13 protein-coding genes are annotated in these 13,420 nt (G+C 69.1%); 7 read left to right on the top strand and 6 right to left on the bottom strand.

From position 1 onward, the window contains the following. Window positions 1-58 precede the first annotated feature (58 nt). On the bottom strand, window positions 59-1,429 hold the full coding sequence (locus AB0N66_RS30095; protein WP_365440879.1) for an extracellular solute-binding protein: 1,371 nt from the start codon (window positions 1,427-1,429) through the stop codon (window positions 59-61). 96 nt (window positions 1,430-1,525) lie between these two features. On the opposite strand from AB0N66_RS30095, the gene AB0N66_RS30090 reads away from it, so the two are divergent. After that, a complete protein-coding gene (locus AB0N66_RS30090; protein ID WP_365440877.1) occupies window positions 1,526-2,143 on the top strand; it encodes a hypothetical protein in 618 nt (205 codons plus the stop codon). Between the two features lie 137 nt (window positions 2,144-2,280). Continuing rightward, window positions 2,281-2,562 (top strand): hypothetical protein, encoded by a 282-nt coding sequence (locus AB0N66_RS30085; RefSeq protein ID WP_365440875.1) that lies wholly within the window; start codon window positions 2,281-2,283, stop codon window positions 2,560-2,562. A gap of 15 nt (window positions 2,563-2,577) precedes the next feature. Here the strand turns inward: AB0N66_RS30085 and AB0N66_RS30080 are convergent, their stop codons facing one another. Beyond that, the gene (locus AB0N66_RS30080) at window positions 2,578-3,258 is read right to left on the bottom strand and encodes a response regulator (RefSeq protein WP_365440873.1); all 681 of its coding nucleotides are present in this window, start codon (window positions 3,256-3,258) and stop codon (window positions 2,578-2,580) included. Next, window positions 3,255-5,138, bottom strand: coding sequence for a sensor histidine kinase (locus tag AB0N66_RS30075; RefSeq protein ID WP_365440871.1), 1,884 nt, complete (start codon window positions 5,136-5,138; stop codon window positions 3,255-3,257). Before AB0N66_RS30075 ends, AB0N66_RS30080 begins: the two co-directional genes overlap by 4 nt. 236 nt (window positions 5,139-5,374) lie before the next feature. Here AB0N66_RS30075 and AB0N66_RS30070 point away from each other — a divergent pair, with 236 nt between their 5' ends. Continuing rightward, complete coding sequence (locus AB0N66_RS30070) at window positions 5,375-6,796, top strand: cation:dicarboxylase symporter family transporter (RefSeq protein ID WP_365441140.1); 1,422 nt, start codon at window positions 5,375-5,377, stop codon at window positions 6,794-6,796. 191 nt (window positions 6,797-6,987) lie between these two features. Here the strand turns inward: AB0N66_RS30070 and AB0N66_RS30065 are convergent, their stop codons facing one another. From AB0N66_RS30065 to AB0N66_RS30055, 3 genes are all read right to left on the bottom strand, one after another. Further along, complete coding sequence (locus tag AB0N66_RS30065; RefSeq protein ID WP_365440869.1) at window positions 6,988-7,596, bottom strand: TetR/AcrR family transcriptional regulator; 609 nt, start codon at window positions 7,594-7,596, stop codon at window positions 6,988-6,990. An 81-nt stretch (window positions 7,597-7,677) separates the two neighbouring features. After that, window positions 7,678-8,562 carry an aldo/keto reductase gene (locus AB0N66_RS30060; RefSeq protein ID WP_365440867.1) on the bottom strand — a complete coding sequence of 295 codons (885 nt, stop codon included), beginning with the start codon at window positions 8,560-8,562 and terminating at the stop codon, window positions 7,678-7,680. 1 nt (window position 8,563) lies between these two features. Next, entirely contained in the window at window positions 8,564-9,469 is a 906-nt protein-coding gene (locus AB0N66_RS30055; protein WP_365440865.1) for an NAD-dependent epimerase/dehydratase family protein, read from the bottom strand. A 148-nt stretch (window positions 9,470-9,617) separates the two neighbouring features. On the opposite strand from AB0N66_RS30055, the gene AB0N66_RS30050 reads away from it, so the two are divergent. The 4 genes from AB0N66_RS30050 to AB0N66_RS30035 all read left to right on the top strand — a co-directional run bounded on the left by AB0N66_RS30050 (window position 9,618) and on the right by AB0N66_RS30035 (window position 13,360). Further along, a complete protein-coding gene (locus tag AB0N66_RS30050) occupies window positions 9,618-10,073 on the top strand; it encodes an Lrp/AsnC family transcriptional regulator (RefSeq protein WP_365441138.1) in 456 nt (151 codons plus the stop codon). A 69-nt stretch (window positions 10,074-10,142) separates the two neighbouring features. Further along, window positions 10,143-10,571, top strand: coding sequence for a MerR family transcriptional regulator (locus AB0N66_RS30045; RefSeq protein WP_365440863.1), 429 nt, complete (start codon window positions 10,143-10,145; stop codon window positions 10,569-10,571). Window positions 10,572-10,585: 14 nt separating this feature from the next. After that, on the top strand, window positions 10,586-10,900 hold the full coding sequence (locus AB0N66_RS30040) for a thioredoxin domain-containing protein (RefSeq protein WP_365441136.1): 315 nt from the start codon (window positions 10,586-10,588) through the stop codon (window positions 10,898-10,900). A gap of 177 nt (window positions 10,901-11,077) precedes the next feature. Beyond that, window positions 11,078-13,360, top strand: coding sequence for a UvrD-helicase domain-containing protein (locus AB0N66_RS30035; RefSeq protein WP_365440861.1), 2,283 nt, complete (start codon window positions 11,078-11,080; stop codon window positions 13,358-13,360). Window positions 13,361-13,420: the final 60 nt, after the last annotated feature.

Here is a 13,420-nt window from a genome sequence, read left to right as displayed (position 1 = left end):
GCGACCTTCGTGTCCGGGTCCGGGGGACGGACCTGAGCTGCCACCGGCGTACTCACGCTCACTTGGTGATCACTTGGTCGTCGGTGGCCGTCTTCAGCTCATCGTCGTATCCGCTCGCCGCCTCCCCGACGGAACTGTCGCCCGTCGTCACGCTCTCCATGGCCTCCTGGATGGCGGTCGAGACCCTCGGGTACGCCGGGTACGCGGGCCGGTAGTGCGTGCTCGCGACCAGGTCCGTGAAGAACTTGATGCCGGGCTGCGCCGCGACGTACGCGGGGTCGGCGGCGACGTCCTTCCGCACCGCGATACCGGAGTTGGCGATGTACCACTTCTGGGCGTTCGCCTTGGTCTGCATCGTCTCGATGAACTTGAAGGCCAGGTCGGGGTTGGACGACTTGGCCGGGATCGACCAGGTCCAGCCGCCGGACATGCTCACCTTGCCGGGAGCCTGGCCGTTCTGCGTCGGCATGTACGCGAGACCGAGCTTGTCGGACCACTCGGGCCATTCGTGGCCCGACCCCGTCAGCCAGTCCTGCGGGAGCCAGCTGCCGTCGAGGTTGATGCCGAGCTTGCCCTCGGGCAGCAGCTCGCCGCGGACCGTGGTCGAGATGTTGGGGTCGAGGGCGTCGGAGACCTCCGGGCCCAGCTTCTCCTTGAAGACCGTCTCCACGAAGGCGAGGGAGTCCTTGAAGGCCTGGCTGCCGGCGATCCACTTCTTCGACGCGGTGTCATACAGGGGATCCGACGAGCCGTCCCCCGTGCCGTACAGCAGCATCTCGAAGCCCTGCATGGTGGCGGCCTCACCGGCGGGCTTGCCCGTGTAGACGTTCAGGGGGGTGACGCCGGGGACCTTCTCCTTGATCGTGCGGGCCGCGTCGAGGACCTCGTCCCAGGTCTTCGGCTGCCAGTCGCTCGGCAGGCCCGCCTTCTTGAAGATGGCCTTGTCGAACCAGAGACCCCGGGTGTCCGTCCCGTCCGGGACGCCGTACGTCTTCCCGTCCTCGGCCTTGGCCGCCGTCTTCGCCGTGTCGATGAACTGGTCCCAGTCCGGCCACTTGTCGAGGTAGGCGTCCAGGGGCTTCAAGTAGCCGCTGGTGATGTCCGAGTTGATGAGGAAGGTGTCCTCGTAGACCAGGTCGGGAGCCGTCTTCGGAGACCGCAGCATCTGCTGGACCTTCGTGTAGTACTCGGAGTCCGGCGCCTTGATCGGAACCAGCTCGACCTTCTTGCCGGGGTTCGCCTTCTCGAACTCCTTCTTCATCTCGCCCAGATAGGTGTCCATCACCTTGATCGAGTTGTCCGTGGACTGTTTGAACGAGATCTTCACGGTGTCGGGATCGCTGCCGGACCCTGATCCGCAGGCCGTGAGCGTGGTGGCGGTGAGCAACGTGACGAGGAGAAGTGGGGCGGCGGTGGGGCGCACGGGCACGACCTCCTACTGGCCGACATCGTTGTCGGCCAAGACTTGTCTGGCTCGGCGAACGTAAGAGGCGGGAGTATGTCAGGTCAATAGGGGGAACGTGTCGTGCCGGAACAGGGCGTCACCGTAGGGCAGTTGCTGCTCGCCGAGTATCAGGTCGTCAAGGACGAGCAGAAGGCGAGGATCGGGTTCCGGGACAATCTGCTGTACGTGACACTCGCCGTCGTGGCCGCCGTCGTCGCCGCGGCCGCGCAGGCCAGGCAGACATCGATGTTGCTGGCCCTGCCGCCCGTGTGCGTCGTCCTCGGGTGGACCTACCTCGTCAACGACGAGAAGATCTCGGCCATCGGGGCCTATGTGAGGCTGGAGTTGGGACCGAAGCTCGCAGAACTCGCCGCCACCGATGCCGCCTTCGGGTGGGAGAACGCCCATCGCGGCGACCGTCGGAGAGTGTCGCGCAAAGTCATCCAGTGCGGAGTCGACCTGCTCGCCTTCTGTGTCGTACCGCTCGCCGGCCTCGCCGTGTACTGGAGCAGTGGTCAAGTCGCCACGGGACTGATGGTGTTGTCCGTTACGGAGGCACTGGCCGCGGTGGTGCTCGGCGTGCAGGTCGTGTCGTACGCACAACCCTCGGCCGCTGCCGTGAGTCCACCTCGTACGAGGTGGTCCACCTCGTACGAGGTGAACTTGACCAGGCAGTCATCACGGCGGGGGGCGACGTGACGTCGTACGACGGGGATCGCGGGTTCGTTGCGAGGGCGCGCCGGTTCTTCTGGTTTCCACGGGGGACCCCGCGAGGTGTCGCCTCGATCGGGCCGCTTGTGTGGTGCTGGTTCTTCTGCGCCGCCGCGGGGGCTGGGGTGGTCGCCCTCGGCTGGACCGACGCTGTGGTCGTCATCGGGGTGGGCACCGTGGGCGCGATGGTCGACGACCTGATCAATGGAGTGCGGTACCGCTGGCCGGCCCTCACAGTCGGTCTGCTCGTCTTCTGGTCGGTCGGCAGACTGGTGCGGACGGGGATGCCCGCACCGGCCGACCCCGACTGGGCCGACTATCCCGCCCTCGTGTGCGGGAGCCTGGCGGCCCTCGTGGTCTTCGCCGCGATCACGCGCATACGACCACCTCGTCCACGAGACCATTGACGACCTGCCCAGGTTCTAGCCCTTCACCCACCGATACTGCAGCTCCGGCCGTCCCACCTGGCCGTACTGCGGGGCCCGTGCCGCCCGCCCCGACTCCACCAGGTGTTCGAGATAGCGCCGGGCCGTGATCCGGGAGATCCCGACCAGCTCGGCGATCCCGGCCGCCGTCAGGCCCTCGCCGCAGTCCCGCAGGGTGACGGTGACGCGTTCGAGGGTCGGGGCGCTCAGGCCTTTGGGGAGCGCGGCCGGGCCCGGTGCGCGCAGGGTGGCCAGGGCGCGGTCCACCTCGTCCTGGCCGCTCGCCTCGCCCGCCGCCGCGTGGTACTCCGCGTACCGGATCAGGCGGTCACGCAGCGTGGCGAAGGTGAAGGGCTTCAGGACGTACTGGACGACCCCGAGCGACACACCCTCCCGTACGACCGCCAGATCCCTCGCCGACGTCACCGCGATCACGTCCGCGTGATAGCCGGCGGCGCGCAGCGAGCGGGCGAGCTGCAGGCCGTGCGTGTCCGGCAGGTGCAGGTCGAGCAGCAGCAGATCCACCGACGTACGGTCCAGCGCGCGCCGCGCCTCCGCACCCGTGTGCGCCTTGCCGACGGCCGTGAAGCCGGGCACGCGGCCGACGTACATGACGTGCGCGTCGGCGGCGACCGGGTCGTCCTCGACGACCAGTACGCGGATGGGGTCGGGCGTCATACGTCGCCTCCAGGCAAGGCGGGCTGGGCGGACTGAGTGGGCTGGGCGGACGGAGGGGATGGAGGGGATGGAGGGGATGGAGGGGATGGAGGGGATGGAGGGGATGGAGGGGATGGAGGGGATGGAGGGGATGGAGGGGACGGAGGGGACGGAGGGGATTGAGGGGACTGGGCGGGCTCGGGCCGATCGTCCTGCTGTCGGGTCGGCGGCGCGGTGGACGCCCCGGCGTCGGACGCTGCGGTGGATGCCTCGGCCCCGGACTCCGCGGTCCTCGGCGCCGAGGACACCGTAGGCAACGGCAGCCGCGCCTCGAACTCCGCCCCACCCCCGGCGGCGGCCGCCACCGTCAATGTGCCGTCGTGCCTGCTCACGGCCTGCCGTACGAGAGCCAGTCCCAGGCCCCGGCCGCCGGGCCCCGAGGGCTTGGTCGACCAGCCGCGCTGGAAGACCGCTTCCACGTGGGCGGGAGCGACCCCCGCACCGGTGTCGGCGACCCGCAGCACCAGCCCGTCGGCGTCCGTGAACGCCGTCACCGTGACCCGCGCCCCCACCGTCCCCTGCGCCGCGTCCACCGCGTTGTCGATGAGATTCCCCAGGACCGTGACCAGGTCGCGGGCGGACAGGGAGTCCGGCAGGAGCCCGTCGTCGATGGCGCTGTCCTGGGAGACCACCAGTTCCACACCCCGCTCGTTGGCCTGCGCGGCCTTGCCCAGGAGCAGGGCGGCGAGCACCGGTTCGCTGACCGCCGCGACCACCTGGTCGGTGAGTGTCTGGGCCAGCTCCAGTTCCGCCGTGGCGAAGTCGACGGCCTCCTCGGCGCGGTCCAGCTCGATGAGGGACACCACCGTGTGGAGGCGGTTCGCGGCCTCGTGAGCCTGTGAGCGCAGCGCCAGGGTGAAGCCGCGCTCCGAGTCCAACTCACCCATCAGGGACTGGAGTTCGGTCACGTCGCGCAAGGTCACGACGATGCCACGGCGGTCACCGCCGGAGACCGGGGAGGTGTTCACCACCAGGACGCGGTCCGCGGTCAGGTGCACCTCGTCCACCCGTGTCTCCGCCGACAGCAGCGCGCCCGTCAGCGGTGCGGGCAGCCCGAGTTCGGCCACGGAACGGCCGACCACATCGCCGGTCACACCGAGCAGCTCGCGCCCGCCGTCGTTGATCAGCGCCACCTTGAACTGTCCGTCCAGCATCAGCAGGCCCTCGCGTACGGCGTGCAGCGCGGCCTGGTGGTAGTCGTGCATGTGGCTCAGCTCGGCCGCGTTCATCCCGTGGGTGGAGCGGCGCAGCCGGGCGTTGATGACGTACGTGCCGAGACCGCCCAGTGCCAGGGCGCCCGCCGCGACCCCGAGGAGCGCCGTCACCTGGTCCTGTACGCGGGCGGTGATCACCTCGACCTTGATGCCCGCGCTGACCAGGCCGATGATCTTGCCGTTTTCCCGGATGGGAACCACCGCGCGGACGGATGGTCCCAACGTGCCCGTGTATGTCTCCGTGAAGGCCTTGCCCGCCAGGGCGGGGCCGATATTGCCGAGGAAGTGCTTGCCTATCAGCGTCTCGTCGGGGTGGGTCCAGCGGATGCCCTGCGGGTTCATGATCGTGACGAAGTCGACGTCCGTGTCCGCCTGCACGAGGAGGGCGTACGGCTGGAGGGTCTTCGTCGGGTTGGAGGTGTGGATCGCCTCACGCACCGAAGGGGAGTCGGCGACCGAGCCGGCCACCGCCATGGCCTGGCGGCCCGCCGCGTCCTGCGCCTGGCCGCGGTCGCTGACGTAACTGAAGAGCGCGTACCCGGCAACGAGCACCGCGATCAGCACGGCCTGCATGCCGAAGAGCTGACCGGCGAGGCTGCGAGGTTTGGGAACGCGTGGGAAGCGCATGGCTAACAGTCTCCCTCCACGTATAAGTGTGAACTAAATGAACGGAAGGGTGACCGCCCTCACAAGGCGGGAGATAGTCACCGCATCCCCTGGGAGTGCGCCTCCAGGACAGGCCGGGAGTCCGTCTCCCGGATCCACCCGGGAATCCGCCTCCCGGGTCCTGGAGGCGCGACTTCCGGATCCCCGGACGTGAGCCGCACGCCGGGTTCCGCCGGTCGTGAGCCGCACGCCGGATGATGCCGACGACGTCGTCAAGGAGGGCAGCCGTGGCCAGCGCCCCGCAAACCGCACCTGCCGCACCCGCCGCAAAGCGGGACCGCACCCACTATCTCTACATCGCCGTGATCGGCGCCGTGATCGTCGGTATCGCCGTCGGCCTGATCGCTCCCGACTTCGCGGTCGAGCTCAAGCCCATCGGCACCGGCTTCGTGAACCTCATCAAGATGATGATCTCCCCCATCATCTTCTGCACGATCGTGCTGGGCATCGGCTCGGTACGGAAGGCCGCCAAGGTCGGCGCCGTCGGCGGTATCGCACTGGCCTACTTCACGGTCATGTCGCTGGTCGCGCTGAGCATCGGCCTGGTCGTCGGCAACATCCTGGACCCGGGCAGCGGCCTCGCCGTCACCGACGCGATCAAGGACGTCGGACACGCGCAGGTCGACGCGGAGGCCAAGGACACCACCGAGTTCCTGCTCGGCATCATCCCGACGACGATCGTCTCCGCCTTCACCGAGGGCGAGGTCCTGCAGACCCTGCTCGTCGCCCTGCTCGCCGGCTTCGCGCTGCAGGCCATGGGCCCCGCCGGCCAGCCGGTCCTGCGCGGTGTCGAGCACATTCAGCGGCTCGTCTTCCGCATCCTCGGCATGGTGATGTGGGCCGCCCCGGTCGGCGCCTTCGGCGCGATGGCCGCGGTGGTCGGCTCCGCGGGCCTCGAAGCCCTCAAGAGCCTCGCCGTCCTGATGCTCGGCTTCTACGCCACGTGCTTCCTGTTCGTCTTCATCGTGCTCGGCGCGCTGCTGCGGATCGTCTCCGGCCTGAACATCCTCACGCTGTTCAAGTACCTGGGCCGTGAGTTCCTGCTGATCCTTTCGACCTCCTCCTCCGAGTCCGCGCTGCCGCGGGTCATCGCGAAGATGGAGCACCTGGGCGTCAGCAAGCCGGTGGTCGGCATCACCATCCCGACCGGCTACTCCTTCAACCTCGACGGCACCATGATCTACATGACCATGGCCTCGCTGTTCATCGCCGACGCCATGGGTACGCCGATGTCGATCGGCGAGCAGATCCCGCTGCTGCTCTTCCTCTTCGTCGCCTCGAAGGGTGCCGCCGGTGTCACCGGTGCCGGCATGGCGACCCTGGCCGGCGGCCTCCAGTCGCACAAGCCCGCCCTGGTGGACGGCATCGGCCTGATCGTCGGGATCGACCGCTTCATGAGCGAGGCGCGCGCACTGACGAACTTCGCGGGCAACTCGGTCGCCACCGTCCTGATCGGCACCTGGACGAAGGAGATCGACATGGACCGCGTGAACCGTGTCCTCGCGGGTGAGCTGCCGTTCGACGAGAAGACCCTGCTGGACGACGACGAGGACACCGCGGTTCCGGCCGACGCGGAGGTCCCGGAGCAGGGCGGCGAGAAGGAACTCGCCAAGGCGTAGCCAGGCATGGCCAAGGCATGGTCACTGCATAGCCAGGCATAGCCAAGGCACAAGCCTCGCGGGTGCCCTCCTGAACGGGGCGCCCGCGAACCGGGGACCGGGACGACCGGGACATCCCCTCCCCAGAACGCCGAGCGGCCAGGCCATCCCCCGTGGCTTGGCCGCTCGGTGCGTCACCGGAACCCGCAGGTTCAGTCGCTCAGCTTCGCCACCAGCTCGGTGGCGTGTGAGGCGGGTACGCCCGCCGCGGTCAGCAGCGTGACCGCGGCGGAGCGGCCCGCCTCCTCCGCTGCCAGCAGGCCGTGGTTCACCGCCTCCATGAGCGCGAACAGCATTTGCTCGTGTACGTGGGCGAGCACGGTCGCGGGCAGCGGGGACTCGAACACCCCCTGTTCCAGACCGCGTCGGAGCACCTCCACGGCGGCTCCGCGCACGGGCGTGAGTCGATCTCGGATGCCCTGCACCGTGACGCTGCGCTGCGCGAGCCCGATGAGCAGCCGGTAGCGGTCGGCGACCTCCCAGCAGGCGAGCGTCGAGCGGACCAACGACTCCATCGGATCCTCGACACCTTCGCGACCCGCCATGTGCGCCGCCTCCACCGCGTCCACAGCGGCGTCGAACAACGTGTAGATCAGTGCCTCACGGCTCGGGAAATGCCCGTAGACCGTACGCCGTACGACGCCCGCGGCTCGCGCGATCTGGTCCATGGACGCGTCGGGATCGCGCAGCAGTTCAGTGAGCGCGACGTCGAGGATCCGGCGCCGGTTCACATCCGCGCGGCTGGGGCTCACCGTGGTCATACCCACCATTCTGCCTGCCGCAGGTCCACCGGAACGGGGCCTCCACAAGGGCTCCACCAAGAAGCGGAGGGGTTCCACTGTTCAGCTGTGGCTGTTGAGCCGGGCCAGATCCTCGGCGTTCAGTGCCAGGTCCGCCGCCCCCGCCGAGTCCCGGATCGTGGCCGGCTGGCTTGCGCCGGGGATCGGGATCACGGTCGGTGAGCGGGTCAACAGCCAGGCGAGGCAGACCTGTTGGGGGCTCACGCCGTGCTTGCGGGCCACCTCGCTGAAGGCGCCGAAGCGGTCGTCGGACCGCACCTTCGACGGGCCGTCCAGGGAGCTGCGGGAGATGCCGCCCAGGGGGCTCCATGGCAGGAACGCGATGCCCAGTTCGGCGCAGAGCTCCAGCTCCGGCTCGCTGTCCCGCACCGCGGGGGAGTACTGGTTCTGGACCGAGGCCAGGCGGTCGCCGAGGATCGCGTGGGCCTGGTGGATCTGGGCGACGGTCGTGTTGGAGATTCCGGCGAGGCGGATCCTGCCCTCGTCGAGGAGGTCGCGCAGGGCGCCGAGCGAGTCCTCGAAGGGGATGGCCGGGTCCGGCTTGTGGAGTTGGTAGAGGCCGATCGCCTCCACGCCGAGCCGCTTGAGGGAGGCCCCCGCCGCCGACCTGAGGTGGCGCGGAGAACCCGTTACCGTCCAGCTGCCGTCGGCCGGTCTGCCGCGCCCGCCCTTCGTGGCCACCAGCACATCGGCCGTGCCGCCGCCGTAGGTCGCCAGGGCGCGGGCCACCAGCCGTTCGTTGTGGCCGGGCTCCTCGCCGGGCAGGTGGTAGGAGTCCGCGGTGTCCAGGAGCGTCACTCCCGCGTCGAGGGCGGCGTGCACCGTGGCCACGGCCCGCGTCTCGTCCGGGCGGCCCTCGATGGACAGCGGCATCGCGCCGAGGCCGACCGCGCCGACGCGGAGGTTTCCAAGGGGGCGGTGGTGCATGTCAGTTGTCCTTCCCGATGGTCTCTGTCACGGCGCGCGGCAGCCATTCATGGGCCTCGCCGAAGGTGAAACCGAGCTTCGTGGCCCGGGAGTTGTCCATGCCGTACGAGCGGGAGAAGGAGAACGGTGAGATGTCCCCGACCTCGACACTCCGGAAGACCGCCTTGCCCTCCGGGAGGTGTACGGCCACCGCCGCGCACAACTCCTCGGTGGTGAGCACTCCGTGGGAGGCGGCGTTCACCGGGCCGGTGAATTCCGAGCCCGCCGCCCAGACGAGAAATTCCGCGATCTCCTCGACATGAATGTAGGTCGCGGGGCGGTTCGCGACGGGTACGGCGATCGGCTCACCGGTGCGGACGCGGTCGATGTAGTGGTCGAGGCGGCCGGTGAAGTCATCGCCCCCGCCCAGGACATGGGCGACGCGGACGGCCACGTACGGCAGCGCCGGGCCGGCCGCCGCGAAGACCGCCTCGGCCTGCCGCTTGCCCTCGCCGTAGTGCGTGTCGAGGAACTCCTCGTCGCTCCAGGGGAGTTCGACATCGACGCCGACCGTACGAGCGTCCATGGCATCCTCGCGTACGAGGGCCACCGAGTCCTCGTACTCGTACACCTCGACGGTGGACGTCATGACGTACCGCCGCGTGCGGCCCGCGAACACGCGTCGCGCGATCTCGGCCTGCCTGGGTGTGTAGCAGACCTGGTCGATGACGACGTCGAACGCACGCGAACCCAGCGCCCTCTCCAGGGACTTCTCGTCATCGCGGTCGGCGACCAGGTGAATTGTCCCCGGGGGCGGTGCCGACGAACCGCGATTGATGACGGTGACCCGGTCCCCGGCGGCAATCAGCCGGGTAATCAGACGCTTTCCGATATACCGGTTTCCGCCGATGACACATACCTCGCGCACGCTGTTCCTCCCCGTAAAACAACCCCTGAGCTCCTGTGGTCATAATTCTCCCGAGGTGACAGTGAGGTCTGAAGGGGGAGTCATGGGAGATCCGGCCGCGGCACCGAAGGAACCACGGCATCTGCGCCCCGCCGCCAACGAAACGTCAGTGGCCTTGGACGCCCTGGACCGGCAGATCCTTGAGCTGCTTCAGAGCGACGGCCGGATCAAGCTCAGTGAGCTGGGCCGCCGCGTCCGGCTGAGCCCGGCGGCCGTCGCCGAACGCGTCCGGCGCCTGGAGTCGACGGGCGCCATCACCGGCTACGGCGCCCATGTCTCGCCGCCCCGCCTCGGCTACGGCATCCAGGCCTTCATCCGCGTCAACCCGCACGGCGGCTACACCCTGAAGCACCCCAGGACGCTCGAACTCCTCTCCCGCCCGGAGATCGTCGAGGTCCACCATGTCGTCGGCGAGGACTGCTGGATCCTCAAGGTCGTGGTCGAGGACACCATCCAACTGGAGGACGTCCTGGAGCAGACCTCCGCCCTCGGCCGCACGACGACGTCGATCGTCATGTCGTCCCCGGTGGAGCGGAAGCCGCTGCTGCCGCCGGCCCGCGGCTGACGGGCACACCAGGCACACTCCCGGAGACATCCTTGCCTTGACGTCGGCGTCAAGGATTACCGTCGACATATGCGAATCGGCGAGCTGGCCGTACGGGCCGGGACGACCACGCGGACTCTGCGGTACTACGAGTCTCGGGGGCTGTTGCCCGCGCGGCGGGGTGAGAACGGGTACCGGACGTACGACGAGGGTGATCTGCGGTTGCTGCGGCAGATCAGGACCTTGCAGGACTTCGGGTTCGACCTGGAGGAGACGCGGCCCTTCGTGGAGTGTCTGCGGGCCGGGCATCCGGAGGGCGACTCCTGCCCCGCGTCGCTGGCGGTCTACCGGCGCAAGCTCGGTGAACTCGACGCGGTGATCGACGAGTTGGTCGCGGTACGGGCGACGGTCGGCGAGCAGCTGGCGCGGGCGGAGCGGGCGCGGGACGAGCTGGCGGCCGATGCGGGGGTTCCGGGTGGCCCGGAACCCGTATGCGAACTGGGAGGGCGGACGCGGTGATCAAGGCAGCGGGTGTGGCAGAGGTGACGGACGCGGACTTCGAGGCGGAGGTGATCGGGGCGGAGTTGCCCGTGCTGGTGGAGTTCACGGCCGACTGGTGCCCGCCGTGCCGGCAGATGGCGCCGGTGCTGACCGCCCTCGCCGCCGAGGAGGGCGACCGGCTCAAGGTCGTACAACTGGACGTGGACACGAACCCGCAGACCACGCTCGCGTACGGCGTGCTGTCGATGCCCACCTTCATGGTGTTCCGCGGCGGGGCGCCGGTGAAGTCGATGGTGGGGTCCAGGCCCAAGCGACGGCTTCTGGAGGAGCTGTCCGAGGTGATGTAGCCCCCCGCACCGCGGAACCGGCCACCCGGCCCCCGACGGTCGGCCGACAGACACAAGAAATCCCCCGAGCAATTGCGCTCGGGGGATTTCCTTGCGTATATTTAATGGTTCGCGACTTCAAGGGCATTGAATCGCGGAGAAGTTCACTGAGCACAGTGTATCCGGCCGGGAGTAGAATTGTCAAACAGGGGCTCAAACACAGACTCCACCACAGGATTTGTCGACGATGAATTGCGTATTGAGCAGGAATTCATCGACGGGGTGTACACGCGCGTGGACGCGCTGCGCGGTGACACGGAGGCCGCCGTCGTGGACGCCCTCGGGCAGGGGAACACGCCCATGCAGGCGCGCCTTGAGCGGGACGTGCTCGTCGCCGAGCGCTCGGGGCTGCTGGCCGCGCTGAACGCCGTGGACGGTTCGCTCTGCTTCGGCCGTATCGACCTCACCTCCGGGGTGAGCCACCACATCGGCCGTATCGGCATCCGCGCCGACGACGCCGAGCACACCCCGATCCTCATCGACTGGCGGGCTCCCGTCGCCCGCCCCTTCTACCTGGCCACCGGCCATACGACGATGGGCCTGCGGCGGCGCCGGCACATCACCACCGACGGCCGACAGGTCACCGATCTCCACGACGAGATCCTCGACCTCGGCGACCACGAACGCACCGGGCACGAGGACCCGAGCGGCGACGCGGTGCTCCTCGCCGCGCTGAACTCGGCGCGCACCGGCCGCATGAGCGACATCGTGCAGACCATCCAGGCCGAGCAGGACGAGATCATCCGCGCGCCCTACCAGGGTGTGCTGGTGGTCGAGGGCGGGCCCGGCACCGGCAAGACGGCGGTCGCGCTGCACAGGGCCGCCTATCTGCTGTACGAGTACCGGGAGTTGCTCGCCAAGCGAGCCGTCCTGATCGTCGGGCCGAACCCCGCCTTCCTCGGCTATATCGGCGAAGTGCTGCCCGCACTGGGTGAGACGGGTGTGCTGCTCGCGACCGTCGGGGAACTGTTCCCCGGGGTGAAGGCGACCGTCGGCGACCTGCCCGAAGCGGCTGCCGTGAAGGGGCGCGCCGACATGGCCGACGTACTCGCCGCGGTCGTACGCGATCGGCAGGGCCTTCCCGACCCCGTCATCGCCATCGAGCACGACCGGGACATCCTCATGCTCGACGCGGGGCTCGTGGGAGTCGCCCGTGAGCGCACCCGTGAGGCGCAGTTGCCGCACAACGTCGCGCGCGAGTACTTCGAGGGCCACATCCTCAACACGCTCACCGACATGCTGGCCGAGCGCATCGGCACGGATCCCTTCGACGGGTCGAATCTCCTCGACGCCAGTGACATCACGCAGATCCGCGACGAACTGGCCGAGAACCCCGAAGTCTGGGGCGCCATCGAGCAGTTGTGGCCGCGGCTGACTCCGCAGCGGCTGGTTGCGGACTTCCTCGCCGAGCCCGACGGGTATCTGCCGGACGGGGACGCGGACGCCGTCCGGCGGGAGGTCACGCGGGAGTGGACCACCGCGGACGTGCCTCTCCTCGATGAGGCCGCCGAACTGCTGGGCGAGGACGATCGGGTGGCGCGGGCCCTCGCCGATCAGGAGCGGCGCAGTCAAGTCGCTTACGCACAGGGCGTGTTGGACGTGTCCTACGCCTCCCGTACGTACGAGTTCGAGGACATGGACGAAGAGGACTCCGAGGTCCTCTCCGCGCACAACATCATCGACGCCGAGCGGATGGCCGAGCGGCACGAGGAGGACGACCACCGCAGTGCCGCCGAACGGGCGGCGGGCGATCGGACCTGGGCGTTCGGGCACATCATCGTGGACGAGGCGCAGGAGTTGTCGCCCATGGCCTGGCGGCTGTTGATGCGGCGGAGTCCTACGCGGTCGATGACGCTGGTCGGCGACCCCGCGCAGACGTCCGAGGCCGGTGGGGTCGGATCGTGGGAGGAGATCCTCTCTCCCTACGTCGAGGACCGGTGGGACCACGCCCGTCTCGCGGTCAACTACCGGACTCCGTCCGAGATCATGGACCTCGCTGCGGGGGTGCTGCGGGCGGAGCATCCTGAGTTCGAGCCGCCTCGGTCCGTGCGGAGTACTGGCGTACGGCCGTGGGTGCGGGCCGTCTCCGACGACCTGCCGGGCGCTGTTGCCAAGGCCGTCGCCGAGCTGGCGCCTGCCGAGGGGCGGCTTGCGGTGATCGCGCCGCGGGCGCTGCACGGCTCGCTTGCCGACCGGTTGGACGGGGTGACGGTGGGGGAGTCGCCCGATCTGACCCGTGCGGTGGTGCTTCTTGATCCTCGGCAGGCCAAGGGGCTGGAGTTCGACTCGGTGTTGGTGGTTGAGCCCGGGGGGTTCGGGACGAGCGATCTGTATGTGGCGCTGACTCGGGCTACGCAGGTGCTGGGGGTGCTCTATAGCGGGGAGTTGCCTGGGGGGTTGAGGGGGGCGGGGGTGGTGTAGGGGGTTTTCGCCCCCTCCGCCCCTTCCCGTCCCGTTCCTGAGAGATCGGACGTGCGTCGG

The organism is Streptomyces sp. NPDC093544, assembly GCF_040683495.1.
In the GTDB taxonomy this organism is placed as follows: domain Bacteria; phylum Actinomycetota; class Actinomycetes; order Streptomycetales; family Streptomycetaceae; genus Streptomyces.
This window is presented reverse-complemented; position numbering and strand designations above follow the sequence as displayed.

Excerpts from the sequence above, each read along its gene's own strand:
- AB0N66_RS30065 (WP_365440869.1), bottom strand. The coding sequence starts at position 7,596 with ATGACCACGGTGAGCCCCAGCCGCGCGGATGTGAACCGGCGCCGGATC.
- AB0N66_RS30075 (WP_365440871.1), bottom strand. The coding sequence starts at position 5,138 with ATGCGCTTCCCACGCGTTCCCAAACCTCGCAGCCTCGCCGGTCAGCTC.
- AB0N66_RS30070 (WP_365441140.1), top strand. The coding sequence starts at position 5,375 with ATGCCGACGACGTCGTCAAGGAGGGCAGCCGTGGCCAGCGCCCCGCAA.
- AB0N66_RS30060 (WP_365440867.1), bottom strand. The coding sequence starts at position 8,562 with ATGCACCACCGCCCCCTTGGAAACCTCCGCGTCGGCGCGGTCGGCCTC.
- AB0N66_RS30045 (WP_365440863.1), top strand. The coding sequence starts at position 10,143 with ATGCGAATCGGCGAGCTGGCCGTACGGGCCGGGACGACCACGCGGACT.
- AB0N66_RS30080 (WP_365440873.1), bottom strand. The coding sequence starts at position 3,258 with ATGACGCCCGACCCCATCCGCGTACTGGTCGTCGAGGACGACCCGGTC.